This is a genomic window from Kitasatospora sp. NPDC059827, from assembly GCF_042731675.1.
GTDB lineage: Bacteria > Actinomycetota > Actinomycetes > Streptomycetales > Streptomycetaceae > Kitasatospora.
This window is the reverse complement of the sequence record NZ_JBHWIV010000090.1, coordinates 16,529-33,756: the sequence shown is the minus strand read 5'-3', so window position 1 is coordinate 33,756 and position 17,228 is coordinate 16,529. Positions and strand designations below refer to the sequence as shown.

The 17,228-nt window shown below is 74.3% G+C and carries 19 protein-coding genes; 9 read left to right on the top strand and 10 right to left on the bottom strand.

Annotated elements, in window-relative coordinates:
• Positions 1–41 precede the first annotated feature (41 nt).
• Complete coding sequence (locus ACFV8H_RS34995) at positions 42–818, bottom strand: SDR family oxidoreductase (protein ID WP_380407945.1); 777 nt, start codon at positions 816–818, stop codon at positions 42–44.
• Between the two features lie 172 nt (positions 819–990).
• Between ACFV8H_RS34995 and ACFV8H_RS34990 the strand changes: the two genes are divergently transcribed.
• From ACFV8H_RS34990 to ACFV8H_RS34965, 6 genes are all read left to right on the top strand, one after another.
• Positions 991–1,848: a helix-turn-helix transcriptional regulator gene (locus ACFV8H_RS34990; protein WP_380407943.1), complete on the top strand. Its 858-nt coding sequence runs from the start codon at positions 991–993 to the stop codon at positions 1,846–1,848.
• 28 nt (positions 1,849–1,876) lie between these two features.
• Positions 1,877–2,797, top strand: coding sequence for an aminoglycoside phosphotransferase family protein (locus ACFV8H_RS34985; RefSeq protein WP_380407941.1), 921 nt, complete (start codon positions 1,877–1,879; stop codon positions 2,795–2,797).
• A gap of 122 nt (positions 2,798–2,919) precedes the next feature.
• Positions 2,920–3,444: a DUF6879 family protein gene (locus tag ACFV8H_RS34980; RefSeq protein ID WP_380407939.1), complete on the top strand. Its 525-nt coding sequence runs from the start codon at positions 2,920–2,922 to the stop codon at positions 3,442–3,444.
• A gap of 281 nt (positions 3,445–3,725) precedes the next feature.
• The gene (locus ACFV8H_RS34975) at positions 3,726–4,613 is read left to right on the top strand and encodes a LysR family transcriptional regulator (RefSeq protein ID WP_380407937.1); all 888 of its coding nucleotides are present in this window, start codon (positions 3,726–3,728) and stop codon (positions 4,611–4,613) included.
• A 169-nt stretch (positions 4,614–4,782) separates the two neighbouring features.
• Positions 4,783–6,048: an alpha/beta hydrolase gene (locus ACFV8H_RS34970; protein WP_380407935.1), complete on the top strand. Its 1,266-nt coding sequence runs from the start codon at positions 4,783–4,785 to the stop codon at positions 6,046–6,048.
• A gap of 623 nt (positions 6,049–6,671) precedes the next feature.
• Complete coding sequence (locus ACFV8H_RS34965; protein WP_380407933.1) at positions 6,672–7,478, top strand: hypothetical protein; 807 nt, start codon at positions 6,672–6,674, stop codon at positions 7,476–7,478.
• Positions 7,479–7,556: 78 nt separating this feature from the next.
• Here the strand turns inward: ACFV8H_RS34965 and ACFV8H_RS34960 are convergent, their stop codons facing one another.
• From ACFV8H_RS34960 to ACFV8H_RS34950, 3 genes are all read right to left on the bottom strand, one after another.
• A complete protein-coding gene (locus ACFV8H_RS34960; RefSeq protein ID WP_380407931.1) occupies positions 7,557–8,111 on the bottom strand; it encodes a hypothetical protein in 555 nt (184 codons plus the stop codon).
• A 152-nt stretch (positions 8,112–8,263) separates the two neighbouring features.
• Positions 8,264–8,824 (bottom strand): ArsR/SmtB family transcription factor, encoded by a 561-nt coding sequence (locus ACFV8H_RS34955; RefSeq protein WP_380407929.1) that lies wholly within the window; start codon positions 8,822–8,824, stop codon positions 8,264–8,266.
• The gene (locus tag ACFV8H_RS34950; protein WP_380407928.1) at positions 8,782–9,252 is read right to left on the bottom strand and encodes a hypothetical protein; all 471 of its coding nucleotides are present in this window, start codon (positions 9,250–9,252) and stop codon (positions 8,782–8,784) included. Before ACFV8H_RS34950 ends, ACFV8H_RS34955 begins: the two co-directional genes overlap by 43 nt.
• Before the next feature lie 106 nt (positions 9,253–9,358).
• Between ACFV8H_RS34950 and ACFV8H_RS34945 the strand changes: the two genes are divergently transcribed.
• The gene (locus ACFV8H_RS34945; RefSeq protein WP_380407926.1) at positions 9,359–10,246 is read left to right on the top strand and encodes an alpha/beta fold hydrolase; all 888 of its coding nucleotides are present in this window, start codon (positions 9,359–9,361) and stop codon (positions 10,244–10,246) included.
• Between the two features lie 31 nt (positions 10,247–10,277).
• On the opposite strand, the gene ACFV8H_RS34940 is transcribed toward ACFV8H_RS34945, so the two are convergent.
• Both ACFV8H_RS34940 and ACFV8H_RS34935 read right to left on the bottom strand, forming a co-directional pair.
• Entirely contained in the window at positions 10,278–10,619 is a 342-nt protein-coding gene (locus ACFV8H_RS34940; protein ID WP_380407924.1) for a hypothetical protein, read from the bottom strand.
• A gap of 55 nt (positions 10,620–10,674) precedes the next feature.
• Positions 10,675–11,556 (bottom strand): LysR family transcriptional regulator, encoded by an 882-nt coding sequence (locus ACFV8H_RS34935; RefSeq protein ID WP_380407951.1) that lies wholly within the window; start codon positions 11,554–11,556, stop codon positions 10,675–10,677.
• 79 nt (positions 11,557–11,635) lie between these two features.
• On the opposite strand from ACFV8H_RS34935, the gene ACFV8H_RS34930 reads away from it, so the two are divergent.
• Positions 11,636–12,364 (top strand): hypothetical protein, encoded by a 729-nt coding sequence (locus ACFV8H_RS34930; protein WP_380407922.1) that lies wholly within the window; start codon positions 11,636–11,638, stop codon positions 12,362–12,364.
• A 29-nt stretch (positions 12,365–12,393) separates the two neighbouring features.
• Here the strand turns inward: ACFV8H_RS34930 and ACFV8H_RS34925 are convergent, their stop codons facing one another.
• From ACFV8H_RS34925 to ACFV8H_RS34915, 3 genes are all read right to left on the bottom strand, one after another.
• Positions 12,394–12,933, bottom strand: a complete 540-nt coding sequence (locus ACFV8H_RS34925) for a GNAT family N-acetyltransferase (RefSeq protein WP_375893422.1) — start codon at positions 12,931–12,933, stop codon at positions 12,394–12,396.
• Between the two features lie 109 nt (positions 12,934–13,042).
• Positions 13,043–13,642, bottom strand: coding sequence for a dephospho-CoA kinase (gene coaE, locus ACFV8H_RS34920; RefSeq protein ID WP_375893420.1), 600 nt, complete (start codon positions 13,640–13,642; stop codon positions 13,043–13,045).
• Positions 13,643–13,689: 47 nt separating this feature from the next.
• Positions 13,690–14,331, bottom strand: a complete 642-nt coding sequence (locus tag ACFV8H_RS34915) for an MBL fold metallo-hydrolase (RefSeq protein ID WP_380407919.1) — start codon at positions 14,329–14,331, stop codon at positions 13,690–13,692.
• Positions 14,332–14,393: 62 nt separating this feature from the next.
• On the opposite strand from ACFV8H_RS34915, the gene ACFV8H_RS34910 reads away from it, so the two are divergent.
• On the top strand, positions 14,394–14,825 hold the full coding sequence (locus tag ACFV8H_RS34910; RefSeq protein WP_380407917.1) for a MarR family winged helix-turn-helix transcriptional regulator: 432 nt from the start codon (positions 14,394–14,396) through the stop codon (positions 14,823–14,825).
• A gap of 145 nt (positions 14,826–14,970) precedes the next feature.
• On the opposite strand, the gene ACFV8H_RS34905 is transcribed toward ACFV8H_RS34910, so the two are convergent.
• The gene (locus ACFV8H_RS34905; protein ID WP_380407915.1) at positions 14,971–17,178 is read right to left on the bottom strand and encodes an MMPL family transporter; all 2,208 of its coding nucleotides are present in this window, start codon (positions 17,176–17,178) and stop codon (positions 14,971–14,973) included.
• Positions 17,179–17,228 lie beyond the last annotated feature (50 nt).

Below are 17,228 nucleotides of genomic sequence, written 5' to 3'. Positions count from 1 at the left end.
CGCGCAGGGTGCGCGGGGCCGCCCGGGGTGGGGGGTGCGGCTCAGCTGGCCTGGCCGGTGGGCATGACCGTGACCTGCTGGAGGTTGACCCGGGGCGGCAGGGTGGCGATGAAGCCGATGGTCTCCGCGACGTCCTCCGGGGTGAGCCACTCCATGGCGGCCTTCGCGCCCTCCAGCCAGTCCAGCGCGCCCTGGTCGGTGACGTGGCTCTGCAGCTCCGTCCCGACGATGCCGGGCTCGACCGCCGACACCCGGACCTTCTTCGCCCCCAGCTCGGCCCGCAGGGTCCGCGACAGCTGGCTGACGTACGCCTTCGTGCCGGAGTACACGGCGAAGGTCGGGAAGATGTTCTGCGCCGCGATGGACGAGGTGTTGATCAGGTCGGCCACGCCCCGCTCGGCGGCCGCCTTCACCAGCTGCGGGGTGAACACGCCGATCGCGTTCATCAGGCCGGTGATGTTGAGGTCGATCTGCTGCTTCCACTGCGCGGTCGCCAGCTCCTCGATCGGAGCGGGCAGCATGACTCCGGCGTTGTTCAGCAGCAGGTCGGCGCCGCCGAACTCGGCCGCCACCCGCGCCGCGGCGGCCTGCATCGCCTCGACGTCCGTCACGTCGGCGGCGATGGCGACCGCGCTGCCGCCGTTCTTCTCGATCCGCTCGACCAGCTCGGCCAGCCGCTCCGCCCGGCGGGCCAGCACGACGACCCGGGCGCCCAGTGCCGCCAGCTTCTCGGCCGAGGCCGCGCCGATGCCGCTCGAAGCGCCGGTGACGACGGCGACGCGGCCGGCGAGCGGAAGCGAGGTGGTGTTCGTGGACATGTCTCTTACGCTCCAGGGGTGTGGGATTCGGCCGACGTTCCCCGTCGGCCGCAGATCCAGTACAGCCCCCGCGCCGGCCCCTCGGGACGCCATAGCTGGCCCTGCCCCGGCAGGTACTGCCAGGGCCACCCAGGACCGCCCGCCACCCCGGCCCGGCACCGACAATGGAGCCATGGACCGCACCAAGGAGATCGCCGGCTTCCTCCGCTCCCGCCGCGCCCGGGTCACCCCCGAGGACGCCGGGCTGCCCGCCGACGGGCGGATCCGCCGGGTGCCCGGTCTGCGCCGGGACGAGGTGGCCCGACTGGCGGGTGTGAGCACCGAGTACTACACCCGGCTGGAGCAGGGGCGGGCCCTCAACCCGTCTCCCGAGGTCGTCGACGCGGTCACCCGCGCCCTGCGCCTGGACGACACCGAGCGCGAGCACCTCACCGACCTCCTCCACTCATCCCCCGGGCCGGCCGCCCGCCGCGCCCCGGCCACCACCCAACGGGTGCGCCCGGGGCTGTACTTGATGCTGGAGACGCTCGACCACGTCCCCGCCTTCATCCTCGGCCGACGCACCGACGTCCTGGCCTCCAACCGGCTCGCCCGGGAGGTCCTCACCGACTTCGACGCCCTGCCCGCCAACCTCCGCAACATGGCGCGCTACTACCTGCTGGACCCCAAGGCCCGGGAGACGGTGGGTGATTGGGAGCGGCTCGCCTCCGAGACGGTGGCCATGCTCCGGTTCGAGGCGGGCCGCTACCCCCAGGACCGCCGGCTCGCCGACCTGGTCGGCGAACTCACCCTCCAGGTGCCGGAGTTCACCGGCTGGTGGAACGACCACCGGGTGCTGCGCCGCACCCACGGCGCCAAGCACTACCACCACCCCCTGGTCGGGGAACTGCACTTCTCCTACGAGTCCTTCCAGGTGCCGGGCGACGCGGAGCAGACGCTGTGCGTCTACAACGTCGAGCCGAACTCCCCGACCGCGCAGTCCCTCCGGGTCCTGGCCAGCTGGACGGCGCCCACGATTCCGACTCCCTAGGCCCAGGAGCCCAACTACCCTTCCCCCCATGCCCCGTACCGCGATCGAGATCACCGAGGACCTGGTCCGGCAGCTCCTGCGCGACCAGTACCCCGACCTGGCCGAACTCCCCCTGCGGCTCGGTGCACGCGGCTGGTCCAACCAGATGTGGCGGCTCGGCGAGGACCTCGCCGTCCGGCTGCCCTGGGCGACGGAGGACGCAAGTACCCTGCTGCGCAAGGAACATGCCTGGCTGCCCGCCCTCCCCTCACCGCTGCCCCTGCCGATCCCGGCGCCCCGGCGCCTCGGCGAGCCCTCCGAGCGCTTCCCCCACCCCTGGCTGGTCACCACCTGGGTCCCGGGCACCCCGGCCGACCACGCTCCCGTCACCCGCGCCGCCGCCGCGGCCGGGACCCTGGCCGCCTTCCTGACCGCCCTGCACCGGCCCGCCCCCGCCACCGCGCCCACCGGCGCCCGGGGCGAGCCGCTGGCCGCCCAGGCCGAGCACGTCACCCAGGGGCTGGCCTCGGCCGCCGCCATGGGGCTGGTCCCCGACCCGGACGCCGTCCGCGCCGTCTGGGAGGACGCCGTCAGCGCACCCGACTGGACCGGCCCGGCCCTGTGGATCCACGGCGACCTCCACCCGGCCAACGTCCTCACCGCCGACGGCACCCTCTGCGGCGTCGTCGACTTCGGCGAACTCTGCGCGGGCGACCCGGCGAGCGACCTCGCGGCCGCCTGGTCCCTCCTCCCGGACGGCGGCGCCGAGCTCTTCCACCGGGCCTACCGACCGGCCCCGGACCGGGCGACGCTGCGCCGCGCCCGCGGCTGGGCCGTCGTGCGCGCCCTCGGCGGCATCCACATCGGCGAGGCGGGCCGCCTCGGCCGCCCCGGCGGCAAGACCACCTGGGGCCCGCCCGCCCGCGCCGCCCTCCGCCGCCTCACCGCCGACGCCCGCACCCGCCCGTAACCGACGACCGCACCCGACGCCCACCCACGCCCCGCACCCGCCCGCACCCGACGCCCGCACCCGACGCCCACCCACGCCCCGCACCCACCCGCCCCCACCCGCCCGCCCCCGGAAGGCCCGCGATGACCGAGCCCCTGCCAGACTTCACCGCCCTGCTCAGGGGCGCCCGCCGGACGGCCGTCCACCTGGAGATGCGGGACGCCTACGGAGTCGCCGACGAGGCCGCCGCCTTCGAGGAGTTCAAGCGCTCCGGCGCGGTCGACACCGACCCGGACTCCCCGTGGTGGGCCGGCTGGGTGCCGCTGGTGCGCGAGACCGTCGGCCGGGGTGTCCGGCTGCGCCGGGCACGGATCGTCTCCGAGCCGGTCACCGACTACATCCGCTGGGAGCACGCGCTCACCGCGGTGAACCTCGCCGCGGGCGAGCAGGTGCGCTGGCTGCCCCGGCGGCTGGCCTCGGACATCCCGCTGCCCGGCAACGACCTGTGGCTGATCGACGACCGCCTGGTGCTGTTCCACTGGTTCAGCGGCGACGGCGACTGGGCCGGGCACCGGTACTCCGAGGACCCGGCCGTGGTGGAGCTGGTCTCCGGCGCCTTCGAGACGGTCTGGGAGCGCGGCACCCCGCACGCCGACTACGCGGTCTGACCACGAACCCGCTCCCCGTCGCCGCCCGGGCCGTCCACCCGAAGATGCGCGACGTCAAGGGTGCCCGCCCTGCCTCACCCGCCGACTGACGGGTCGGCGGCTGAGGCAGGAGCGGCATCGGCCGGACGCGTGAGGAAGGCCGAATGACGTGCACGCCGAGACGTCACTCGGCATACCCCCGTCGCCATTCGTGATGGCCTGTTGCGCCGCGCCCACTCTGGGTTCGATCACCGGAAAGCACAAGTGAATGTTTCTTGACTGCATCTCGTAGCATCACTGAGATGTTGAACCTCGAACGCTTGCGGGTACTGCACGCGGTGGCGACGACCGGATCCGTCGTGGGCGCGGCCCGGCTCCTGCACGTCACCACGTCGGCGGTCTCGCAGCAGATGGCGCGGCTGGAGCAGGAGACCGGCACTCACCTGGCGGAACGTCAAGGCCGGGGCATTCGCCTGACCGAGGCCGGCACCCTGCTCGCCGGGGAGGCCGCGGAACTGCTCGCGCACATGGAACGCGTCATGGCGACGATGGCGCAGCACCACGGACTGGTGACCGGCGACCTCACGATCGCGGCCTTCCCCACCGCCGCCCGCGCGCTGCTCCCATCGGCTCTGCGAGCCCTGCGGGCCCGGTACCCGGACCTGACGGTGTCGGCGCGGGAGCAGGAACCGTACGAAGCCGTCCCGGCGGTGCGGCGCGGGCTGCTCGACCTGGCCGTCGTCGAGGACTGGGCCGGGGATCCGCTCGCCCTGCCCCAGGGGCTGGACCACCGCGCCCTCCTCGACGACACCTACGACATCGCCCTGCCCCCGGACCATCGGCTCTCCGGCCGCCCGACGCTGAGCCTGGCCGACCTCGGTGATGAGCACTGGATCACCTCGAGCGACGGGCAGCTGTGCCACGAATGGCTGGTGCGCAACATCAAGCGTGCTCGCATCGCCCACACCGCCTCGGAACACCCCACGCAGTTGGCGCTGGTCGCGGCAGGGCTGGGAATCGCCATCATCCCGCGCCTGGGACGTGAACCGGCCGCCGCTCCCGTACGGTTCGTGCCCCTGGTGGACGCCCCGCAGCGCCGGGTCTTCGCCGTCTGGCGTTCCACCTCGACCGCGCGTCCCTCGATCGGTGTGGTGGTCGGTGCGCTGATCGAAGCCTGTCCGGTCGGCTGAGAGCCGCCCCGTTCGGACCGGCGCCCGACGGCGGGCGGGTGCTGCCGCGACGGTGGCGAAGGCGGCCACGCCCCGGCCTCCCAACGCGCTCCCAGCCCGCTCCCAGGACGTCACCAGTGAACGGTCAGCCTTTAAGCCCTCTCTCATCCACCGCCCCTAGCCTCCGCGCATGAACGTCTCGCTGCTCGACGGCTGGTTCCCCTGGACCGTCCAGGCCGCCGCCCTCGCCCTGTTCCTGACCGCGGTGGGCCTGCGGGACCGGGCGTGGCAGCGCAAGTGGGGGCCGATCGCGCTGGGTACGGCGCTGCTGCTCACCGCGGTCCTCGCGGTGGGAGTCCTCACCCTGGCCGGGATCACCGACCCGATCCCGTTCGGGGTGTGGCTGTGGAGCGGGGTGGCGGTCGCCGCGCTCGCCGTGCTGGGCTTCGGCTGGCGCGGCGCGCGCTGGTGGCGGCGGGCGCTGGTGGCGCCGACCGTCCTGCTGGCGCTGTTCTGCGCCGCGAACAGCGTGAACATGGCCACCGGCTACTACCCGACGGTCGACGACGCCATCGGCGAGCTCAGCGGGCAGCCGCTGCCGGACCAGATCACCCTGGCCGAGGTCTCCTCGATCCACGGGAAGACCACGACCGGCCGCATCGTCCAGGTCGACATCCCGGACACCGCGAGCGGCTTCACCCACCGCCAGGAGCTGGTCTACCTGCCGCCGGCCTGGTTCCGCAGCAAGTCCCGGCCGAAGCTGCCGGTGCTGGAGATGATCGGCGGCGAGTTCGCGGCGCCCGACAACTGGATCCGCTCGGGCAACGCGGTGCGGACCGCCGACGAGTTCGCCGCGAAGCACAACGGCTTCGCCCCGATCCTGGTCTTCGTGGACGCCACCGGCGGCTTCCGGGTGGACACCGAGTGCGTGGACGGCCCGCACGGCAACTCCGAGAGCCACCTGCTCAAGGACGTCCCCCCGTACGTCCAGAAGACCTTCAACGCCGCCACCGACCCGCACAAGTGGGGCGTGGCCGGCTGGTCGATGGGCGGCACCTGCGCCGTCGACCTGGTCGTCGAGCACCCCAACGTCTTCACCCACTTCGGCGACTTCTCCGGCGACAAGGGCCCGTACATCGGCGACAAGGACCACACGATCCAGGAGCTGTACGGCGGCGACGCGGCGGCCTGGGCCGCCCACGACCCGCTGACGGTGCTCGCCCACCACCCCAAGTACCAGGGCGTCTCCGGCTACTTCGGGCAGGGCGACGAGGAGCACGGCCAGATCGAGTCCGCCAAGCTCCTGGAGGCGGCCGCCAAGAAGGACGGCATCCGCACCACCGCCGCCGTCGGCTCCGGCAAGCACACCTGGCAGACCGGCTCCGCCACCTTCGCCCAGGCCCTCCCCTGGCTCGCCGCCCAACTCGGCGTCCCGGGCACCCACCCGCAGCCCTAGCGGGCCGGACATCCCCGAGCCCCGGCGGGCCGGACGCCCCGAGCCGTAACGGGCCGGGCGCCCCGAGCCGTAACGAGGCGGACACCCCGCGCGACCTGCCCCGACCCGGACCGTGGGTGGGATCACATCCGCCCCGCGGCCGGGAGGAAGCCTTGGCATCGGCACCCCGGCCGGGGCGGGCCGACGCCGCCCCGAACGGGCACGACCCACCGCCGGTTCCCGGCCCCGGGGGCCTGGAACCGGTGCCCGGCAAGGGATCCAGGCCCCCGCGGGCCGGCCGGACGGCACTCCCCGCCGGACATCGGTTCCGCCGCAGCCGCACACATGTTCACCACCAGCCCGCTGCAACCGTCGCATTCGCCCGCGCAACCGGCGGAATCCCGCTTTGCGACCGGCGCCGCCGTGTCATAGGTTTCGTCCGCCGTCGACGCAGCACCCGCTCTGACCGTTCCTCAGACCTGCGGTGAGCTGCGGAGCCAGGGGGCCTGACGGCAGCAGCAACGGGGGGAACAGCCATGCCGAGTGCCCGCAGTCACGGGTCGGCCGGGCGGCGGGGCCGGGTGACCGGCGCGCCACCGGCCCCGGCCCCGCTCCACGACACCGGACACCCGAGGAATCGTCACGTGCGCAGCAGCACCCGCCTGATCACCGTCACCGCCGCCGCTCTGCTCTGCGCGGGCGCCCTGAGCGCCTGCGGACCGGACGACAGCGGCCAGGACGGCGGCAAGAGCGCCGCCCCGGCGGCGCCGACCACTGCGGCGCCCAGCGGCGGCACGGCCAAGCCCACCGACGGAGGCGCCGGGCCCACCACCGGCGCCGACCAGGGCAAGGGCGTCCCGGCCAAGGCCTGGGCGGACAGCAAGACCATCCCGATGGACGAGACCTACCACTTCGCCCCGCTGGCGGCCAACGCCAAGCCGGTCACCGGGCCGATCGGCTTCAAGGGCATGGAGCTGTGCCACGCCGCGCCGCCCAAGGGCGACGAGTACATGTACACCGACGGCGCGGCGCGGGCCAAGGCCGCCGTCGGCTTCGGCGGGGACCGCTGGACGGCCCAGCAGACCGTGGACTTCTGGGGCGACCCGACCCACAGCAGCGGCAACGCCCAGACCGCCTACGCGATCAAGCGGGGCATCACCGAGGCCGTGACGAACTGCGCCAGGACCGCGCCGGGCGCCACGGTGAAGGTGACCAGCCCGACCGACGGGCCCTTCTTCGCCGCCACCGTGACGGCCCCGCAGGCCGACGGTTCCACCGCCACCCTGCACGAGTACGTCGCGGTGGGCGGCGGGGCGGTCACCGAGTTGGCCGTCTGGGCGACCGCCAAGGCCGGCGCCCAGCCCAAGGACGCCTGGAAGGCTCCCGAGGACAAGTACGTCGCCACCGGCCTGACGGCCCCGCTCTGCGAGGCCTTCCCCGGCTGCGGCTGACGTACTGACAGACCGCCGCCAGGCCCGTCCGGCACAGGGGAACGGACGGACCTGGCGGCTTCTTTCAACCCCGCGGGGTCACAGCCCCAGGCGGCTGAGCGCCGTGGTCCAGTCGCTGGCGATCGCGCTGCGGGCGGCGTCCAGGGTCACCTTGTGGCCGCACACCGCGTTCTTCAATCTGGTCTCGACCGAGTCCTTGCTCTGCGCGGGCTCGTTGCCGTAGCGCGGCTCGGGCCACAGGTTGTGCGGGTCGCGCGGCGCGCCGCCGAGCTCCAGCGGGACGAAGTGGTCCTCCTCGTAGTCCGAGGGGTTGGTGTCCGCGTAGCCGTACTGGGCGATCTGCTGGGTCTTCAACGCGTTGGTGTAGCTGGTCGGCGGGCGCACGGTGGCGGTCCAGCCGGAGACGCAGATGGTCTGGCCGATGGTGGCCTGGGTGACCGCCGGGTTGTACGCGCCGGGGGTGCAGGACGGGTCGGGCAGCGGCAGGTACGCCTGCGAACAACTGGCGCTCGTGGCACCGGACTTGCCCGGCTTGTGCGCGGCCGTGGCGGCCTGCGCGGTGCCGGTGGCGAGCCCGGCGGCGGCGAGGGCGGCCACCGCGACGATGACGATGGAACGCTGACGGAGCATCATGGGGGAAGCTCTCCCGGTCCGGCCCGGCCGTTCGCCGGGCGACTGTGCCCATGACAGCACCGCCCGCGCGACGATCGTCAGGTCCGGGACGTGAACGAGTGGTGTTCACCCCCTCCACATCCGCCCGCCCCCGGGACTCCCGCCCTCGGCCCTCAGCCCTCGGCCCCCGGCTGCACGGCGCCGGCCTCCCCCACCAGCACCGCCCCCACCGCCGTCCGCAGGTGCAGCGCGTTGCGCCCGCTCCGGCGGGTGGCCACCAGCCCCGCACCGCGCAGCGCGCCGAGGTGCTGGGAGACGGCGCTCGGGGTGACGCCGAGCCGCTCGGCGAGCTGCGGGGTGCTCAACGGCTCGCCGAGCACGGCGAGCAGCTCCGCACGGGTGCGCCCCAGCACGGCGGCCAGCCCGGCGGGGGACGGCCGGGGCTCCTCCCACAACAGCCCGACGCCGGCCGCCGGGTAGCGGATCGAGGCGGCGGCGCGCGGGGAGTGGTCGACGATCACGTCCGGCCAGCCGAAGACCGACGGCATCAGCGCCAGACCGTGCCCGCCCGCCTCGACCGTCCACACCGATCCGGAACGGCGACGGCCGTGCACCACCAACTCGCCCTCCCGCCACACGACATCACCGTGCAGCTCGGCGAACAGCCCCTCCACCCCGCGGTCCACCAGGGTCACCGCCCGGCGGCCGAGGTCCGCCTCCAGCAGGGCCCGCATCCGCCCCCAGTGCGGGGCGACCAGCTCGCCGTGGAGGCGCTCCAGCGCATCGGCGACCCGCCCAACAGCTCGGCCGCGTCCGGCAGTCGACGTGCCCGGGCGGCGCCCAGCGCGGCGGTGCACTCGGCCGCCACGTACGCCGGGTCGGTCGCCCGCAGCCCGGCCAGTTCGGCCTCGAAGGAGGGCAGCCGCAGCTCCGGCACCGGGAACAGGAAGGACGGCAGGCACCCCGTCAACAGGGCGCGCAGCAGGGGGAGTTCGGGTTCACGGGCGAGCACCGACCGGGCCCCGCGCACCCACGCCCGGTGCACGTCGTGCCCACCGACCCCGAGCGCCGGCCGCAGCCCGAGCACCGTCTCGGCCAGCGGCGAGACCGCGAACCGCACCCGGGCGACCTCCGCCGCCGACAACCGGATCTCCACCGCCACGCGGCCACCGCCCCTCCATCGTCGATTCCTCGATCGTCCGGTCCTCGATCATTCAGTCCTGGCTGAACGATAGCCGTGCGCCCACCGACCCTCCAGGCTGTCCGCCATGGAGTTCCTCACCTCGTACGACGGCACCGACCTGGCCTTCCGCACCCTCGGCGACGGCCCGCCGCTGCTCTGCCTCCCCGGCGGCCCCGGCCGCGCCGCCGAGTACCTCGGCGACCTCGGCGGCCTGAGCGCCCACCGCACCCTGATCCTGCCCGACACCCGGGGCACCGGCGCCTCCGGGACGCCCGCCGACCCGGCGAGCTACCGGGTCGACCGCCTGGTCGCCGACGTCGAGGCACTGCGCCACCATCTGGGCCTGGACCGGATCGACCTGCTCGGCCACTCCGCCGGCGGCGCCCTCGCCATGCTCTACGCGGCCGCCCACCCCGACCGCCTGACCAGCCTCACCCTGCTCACCCCCTCCTTCGCCGCCGTCGGCCTGCCCTCCGACACCGGCGCGCGGGAGGTGATCGCCGCCCGGGCGGGCGAGCCCTGGCACGCCGAGGCCGTCCTCGGGTACGACGGGATGCGGTCCGCGACCAGCTTCGCCGAGGCCGCCCGGCACCGCTTCGCCTTCGAACCGCTGATGTACGGCCGCTGGGACGCCGCGGCCCGCACCCACGCCGCCGCCGACCCGGCCCAGCGCTCCCTGCCGGTCAGCGAGCACTACTACGCCGACTACACCCCCGACCCCGAGGCCCTGCGCCGCCGACTGGCCACGCTCACCTGCCCGGTCCTGCTGCTCGCCGGGGAGGTGGACCTCTGGCCCACCGCGGCGGCGTCACTCTTCCCCGACGTCACCCTCACCGTCCAGCCGGGCGCGGGCCACTACCCCTGGCTCGACGACCCGGCGGCGCTCACCGCCACCGTGGCCGCCTTCGTCACCCGAGCCGACGAGCACCGGACCGACGACCGCCGGACCGACGACCGCCGGACCGCGGCCTGACCGCTGCGACCAAGCGCCGTTCGGCCCAGCGTCAGCCCTTCCCCTGCCAGCGGCCGCCGATGCAGGCCATGACCATCGTGGCCGCGGCGTTGAAGTAGACCCAGAAGATCTGGTCCGGCGCCTTGATCACGCCGAGGCGCAGGCCCTCGTCCCCGGCCGCTTCGAAGATCACGACGCTCTCGGCGAGACCGGGCACCTCGATCCCGAATCGCCGGGTGCGCTGGAGTCGACGCCGGAAGACGCCGAAGTGCCGTCTGGCCGGGACCAGGGTGTCCCCGATGTCGAAGGTGCCCCCGGCGAGCAGGGCTTCACGTGCGGGGCCGCAGGCCGGTGTCTGCCCGGCCAGCATCCCGACGAGGTCGTCGCGCGTCATGCGCCGACTCTGCCGGGTGCCGGTCAACCCGCCAAGTGAAATACCGACCGCTCCCTCACCCCGCCAGCAGCCGTGCCAGCAGCGCCGCCGGCCCCTCCGGCAGGCTGCCGTGGAGGAGTTCGGTGCGGTGCACCAGTCGGGGTGCGGCGATCGGGGCGGACGCGATGCCGGGCGCCCGGGCGAGGACGGGGGCGGGCAGCAGGGTGAGTCCGTGTCCGGCGGCGACCAGCGTGAGCAGCCCGTGCAGGTCGGTGCCGCGGTAGCGGGTGGCGGGCCGGAAGCCGTCGGTGCCGGTGGCGGCGCGCAGCCGGTCCGCGGTGGGGGTGAGGTCGGGGGCGTCCAGCCAGCGGGCGGCGGACAGGTTGGCGAGGGCGAGGCCGGGGCGGTCGGCCAGCGGGTGTCCGAGCGGCAGGGCGACGGCGAGCGGCTGTTCGTCGACGGCGACGGTGGTGAGCGGGCCGACCTCGGGCAGCGGCAGCGGGTCGCTGGGCGCGGCCAGGCCGTCGATCAGCGCGAGGTCGACCTCGCCGGTGGCGACCTGGGCGGGCAGCACTCCCTGGGCGAGCACCTGGACGACGGGTTCCACCTGCGGGAACACCCGGCGCACTTCGCCGAGCGCGTGCCCCAGGGCCGCTCCGACCGCCAGCGGGGTGGCGCCGAGCACCAGCCGGGCGCTCGGGGCGCCGGCCAGGCGCGCGACGTCGGCGCGCGCCGCCTCCAACCGGACCAGCAGCGGGGCGGCGTGCTCCAGCAGTCGCCGTCCGGCCGCCGTGGGGGCGACCGGGCGGCGGCCCAGCAGGGCGGTGCCGAGGTCGGCCTCCAGCGCGGCGATCTGCTGGGACACCGCGGACTGGGTGTAGCCGAGGTCCCGGGCCGCCTCGGAGAAGGAGGCGAGCCGGGCGACGGTGGCGAAGGTGCGGAGCTGCTGCGGATCCACGGCGGCCATCAACCGATCTGATCGAGGTGTAAGAAATCATCGTTGGCGCTGATCTCGGATGCGGGGTCAGGATAGCCCCATGACCTATCTGACCCCCCGGATCGCCCTGGTCGGCGACCGCTCCCCCGCCGTCCGCTCGCACGCCCGCGTCCCCGGCCTGCTCGCCTCCCTCGCCGAGCGCGAGCAACTGGTCCTGGACGCCTACTGGATCCCCACCGAGGACGCCGGGGCCCCGGGCGCGCTCGACGGCTTCGACGCCGTCTGGCTGCTGCCCGGCAGCCCGTACCGCAGCGAGCAGGGCGCCCTGGCCGCGATCCGGACCGCCCGCGAGAACGGCATCCCCTTCCTCGGCACCTGCGCCGGGTTCCAGCACGCGGTGCTGGAGTTCGCCCGCGACGTCTGCGGCATCACCGGGGCCGTCCACGCCGAGCAGGAGCCGGACCTCGACCAGCAGGTGATCGTCCCGCTCAGCTGCTCCCTGGTCGGCCACGAGGGCGCCGTCGCGATCACTCCCGGCAGCCTGGCCGAGCGCACCCTGGGCACCACCGCCACCCAGGAGCGCTACCGCTGCAGCTACGGCCTCAACGCCGACTACCTGGACCGGCTGCACGCCCACGGGCTGCGGTTCAGCGGCGCGGACCCGTCCGGCGAGGTCCGCATCCTCGAACTGCCCGGGCACCCGTTCTTCCTGGCCTCGCTGTTCCAGCCGGAGCTGTCCGGCGACGGCACCCGGGCCCACCCGATGATCCGCGCCCTGGCGGAGGCCGCCGTCGCCCACGCGGACACCGGCTGGGCCAAGGCGGCCTGAGCCTCAGCCGGCCGGCAGCCGATCGACCCTCACATCGGCAGCGAGCGCAGCCGCACCGGCCCCTCCGGCCACCCGGCGCCCTCCGCCAGCGGCCGCCACATGGTGCGCAGCGGCATGACCGCGAGCCGCCCCTCCGGCTGCTCGACCGTCACCTCCTCGGCCACCTCCCGGAAGCCGAGCCCCCGGTAGAACGCCGCCAGCGGCGGGCGGCAGAACAGCAGCGCGTACCGGAAGCCGAGCGCGCGCCCGTGGTCCACGGCGCTGCCGACCACGGCGTGCGCCAACCCCTCGCCCCGCCGTTCGGCGGCGACGCAGACGCCGCCGACGCCGATCGCGTCCAGGTCGGTGCCGCCGACGGTGAGCGGGACGGGGAGCAGCCCGGTGTGGGCGACGAGCCGGCCGTCGGCGGCCCGGATGCCGAAGTGCACGTCCTTGGGCCGGAAGGCGAGCCCGGTGTAGGCGACGCCGTACGGGTCCTCGCCGGGGCCGAGGATCTGGTCCTGTTCGGCGCGGGAGTAGTTCTCCAAGCGCTCGACGTTCAGCGGTTCAGGGGAAAAACGATCATCCATCACTCCATGCTCCCTTCCCCACGGAACGGCGTCCGAGTCCCCTCCGGACCACCGGATCGGTCACATGATCCGACGGTCGTCCCCAGGGGAGGAAAAGCCGGGGAAGGTCCTAGACGGCGGCCCGCTCGACCAGCTGCGCCCACACCTCGTCGACCCGTGCCGACAGCGCGTCCAGCGGCCCGCCGTTGTCGATCACCAGGTCGGCGACCGCCAGCCGGTCCGCCCGCGAGGCCTGCGCGGCCATCCGCGCCCGGGCCTCCGTCTCGGCCATCCCGCGCAGCCGTACCAGCCGGTCCAGCCGCACCTCGTCGTCCGCGTCGATCACCACGACCAGGTCGAACAGCGGTGCCAGCCCGTTCTCGGCGAGCAGCGGCACGTCGTGCACGACGACCGCGTCCGGCGCGGCCGCCGCCTCCAGTTCGGCGGAGCGGGCCCGCACCAGCGGGTGGACGATCGCGTTCAGCGCCCGGAGCTTCTCCGGGTCGGCGAACACGACCGCCCCGAGGGCCGGCCGGTCCAGCGCGCCGTCCTCGCGCAGCACCTGCGGGCCGAACTCGGCGACCACGGCCGCCAGGCCGTCCGTCCCGGGGGCGACCACCTCACGGGCGATCAGGTCGGAGTCCACGATCACCGCGCCGTGCGCGGCGAACAGTCGGGACACCTCGCTCTTGCCCGCGCCGATCCCGCCGGTCAGTCCGATCTTCAGCATGGCGTCAGGCTACCGGCGCGGCGACGGACGCGTCAGCCCAGCCCGGCTCAGCCCAGTTCCAGGCTCTCGCCGTCGCCCAGCACGGTCAGTTCCGATCCGGTCCCCGGCCCGTCCGGCCCGAGCAGCCGGGTGGCGATCATGTGCCCGATCGGGCTGAGCGTCGCCTCGTGCACCGGCACCGCCACCCGGGGGCCCGACTCCCGGACGTAGTCGACCACCTCGCCGGCCTTGCTCCACGGCGCCGCGAGGGGCAGCAGCAGGGTGTCCACGGCGTGCGGCGGCACGGTGAAGGCGTCGCCGGGGTGGAACAGCCGGCCGTCGAGGAGGAAGCCGATGTTCTTCACCAGCGGGATGTCCCGGTGGATCTCGGCGTGCCACTCGCCGTGGACGGAGACCCCGACCCCGCCGATCTCGAAGGCGTCGCCCTCGCCGACGACGGTGATCCGCTGCCCGACGCCGTCCAGCTGGGCGGCGACCTCGCCGTTGGTCCACACCCGCAGCGCCGGGTCGGCCTCCAGTGCGGCGCGCAGCCGGGACGGCTCGAAGTGGTCCATGTGCTCGTGGGTGATCAGGACGGCGTCGGCCCCGGCCAGGGCGGCGGGGTCGGTGAAGGCTCCGGGGTCGATGACGAGCGTGGTTCCGGCGTGCTCGACGCGTACGCAGGCGTGTCCGAACTTCGTGATTCGCATGGAGGAAACCATACAGCACAGCTGTACAGTCTTGCTGCACAAATTCCCGATACACTTCTCCCATGCCCAGCAACGCCCCGCACCCGGACACCCTGGATCTCGCCGCCGACCTGCGCTCCGCCCTCGGCAGCCTGGTCCGCACCCTGCGCGACAGCGACGACCTGCCGCCCAACCAGGCCGCGGTGCTCGGTCTGCTGGTCCGCGACGAACGCTCCTACACCGTCGCCGAGCTCGCCGACCTCCGCCGGGTGCGCCACCAGTCGATGGCCCGCACCGTCGCCCTGATGTCCGAGGCCGGCCTGGTCGCCCAGCAGCCCCACCCCACCGACGGCCGCAAGCAGCTGATCGCCACCACCGAAGCGGGCCGGCTGGCCCTGCTCGACCAGCGCGCCCGCCGCGAGCACCACATCGCCACCGCCATCGAGTCCCGCCTCAGCACCACCGAGCGCGAGCAACTGCGCACCGCCGTCGGCCTGCTGAACCGCCTCGCGTGAACCGGACGGCGTGAACCGGACGGCGTGAACCAGACGGCGTGAACCGGACGGCGTGAACCGGACGGCGTGAACCGGACGGCGTGAACCGGACGGCGTGAACCGGACGGCGTGAACCGCCTCCCGTGACCCCGGCAGCGGTGGCCGGCTACGCCTCGACCAGGTCCTTGGCCGCCGGCCGCTGCGCCGGGAGCACCGCCGGCTCGATCTCCGGCAGGTCCACGTGCTCGCTCAGCCCGAACCGCCGGTGCAGCCGTCGCAGCGGTGCGGGCGCCCACCAGTTGAACTCGCCGAACAGGCTCATCGCGGCCGGCACCAGCAGGCAGCGCACCAGGGTGGCGTCCACCGCGACGGCCACCGCCAGCGCGATGCCCATCTGCTTGACCATGAGCATGTCCCCGAGCGCGAAGCCCGCGAAGACGATCACCATCAGCAGCGCCGCCGAGGTGATGATCCGACCGCTGCGTTGGACGCCCAGCTCCACCGCCCGGACGCAGCCGTACCCGCGGTCGGTCAGCTCCTTGATCCGGGCGAGCAGGAACACCTCGTAGTCCATGGAGAGCCCGAAGGCGAAGGCGAAGACCAGCACCGGGATGAAGGTCTCCAGCCCGCCCGTCGAGCTGAACCCGAGCAGTCCGCTCAGCCAGCCGTCCTGGAACACCAGGGTCAGCGCGCCGAGCGAGGCGCCCAGCGACAGCACGTTCATCAGCAGCGCCTTGACCGGCATCACCACCGAGCCGGTCATCAGGAACAGCAGCACCAGCGTCCCGGCCGCGACCAGGCCCAGCGCCCACGGCCCGCGCGCCAGCAGCTCGTCCTGGAAGTCCACCACCGAGGCCGCGCCGCCGGTGACGTAGGTCTTCAACCCGCCCCGGTCGGCCCGCAGCTCGTCCACCACCTGCTTGGCCGTGGCGCCCTGCGGGTCCCCGTGCACCAGCACGTCGACCGTCGACACCGCCCCGCTCACCGGCGTCACGGCCCGGACCGCGCTGACGCCCGGCAGCTTGGCCACCACCTCGTCCGCGTACGCCTGGGCCACCGGCGCCCCGCCCTCGACCACGACGGTGATCGGCGCGGCCGCGATCTGCGGGAAGCGCTGGTCGATCGCCTCCGCGACCTGCCGGCCGGCCGAGGAGGCGGGCAGCACGGCGGCGCCGGAACTGCGCATGTCGGCGTGCAGGAACGGCGCCCCGGCCGCCATCAGCACGCCCACGCAGGCGAGGGTGACGAGCACCGCCCGCTTGCGGACCCGGCGCACGGTACGGCTGAAGAAGCCCTCGTCGGGGACGGGCGCGCTCGGCGTCCTGATCCGGCCGCCGGCGAAGCCGAGCAGCGCGGGGATCAGGGTGAGCGCGGCGGCGACCGCGATCACCACCACGCTCACCCCGGCGGCGGCGACCGCGCCCAGCACCGGGCTGGTGAAGACGAACAGTCCGGACAGCGCCACGGCCACGGTCAGTCCGGAGAAGGCGACAGTGCGTCCGGCGGTCGCGGCGGTGCGTTCGACCGCGGCGGCGATGCCCGCGCCGTGGCCGCGCTCCTCGCGGAAACGATTCACCATCAGCAGGGCGTAGTCGATCGAGAGCCCGAGCCCCAGCACGGTGGCGATCGGCAGCACGCTGGTGTCGATGTCCATGATCCGGCTGAACCCGAACATGGCCAGCAGCGCCCCGCCCACCGAGGCGACGGCGCCGATCACCGGCAGTGAGGCGGCGGCCAGGCCGCCGAACACCAGCACCATGACGACCAGGGTGAGCGGCAGGGTCACCATCTCGCCGAAGCGGGTGTCCTGCTCGGTCTGCTTCTTGACCTCCTGCTGGAGGACGAGGTCCCCGCCGACGGTCACGTGCGCCCCGCCCGCGCCGTTCAGGGCGGCCAGCCGGTGGGTGGCCGCGTCGGTCTGCGCGGAGGTCGCGGTGGCGGCCATCCGTACGCTGACCAGGCCGGCCCCGCCGTCGGCGGCCCGCAGCGCGGCCGCGCCCGGGCCGGAGCCGTACGGGTCCTGGGTGCCGGCGACCCCGGGCAGCGCCGCGATCTCGGCGGTGGCCTTCTGCACGGCGGTCCGTACGGCCGGGTCGTCCACCGGCCTGCCGTCCACCACCGCGGTCAGCGTCCCCTTGACCGGGTCGGCCGCGGCGACCACCGCACTGCCCCGGTCCGCCTCGGCGGTCGCGGAGGAGGCCCCGGCCACCGAACCCTCGAACACCCGGCCGCCGATCAGCACCCCGACGACGAGGACCGCGGCCCAGAAGCCGAGCACCCAGCGACGGTGGCGGAAACAGAACCGGCCGATCGCGGCGAGCCGGCCACCGACCACGGCGGTGGGGACGGCGGAGGAGGGGTTGCGCATGCGCATGAAGGAGCCTTTCGGGCAGCTCCACTCAATGTAGGTGCAACCCGAAGTCC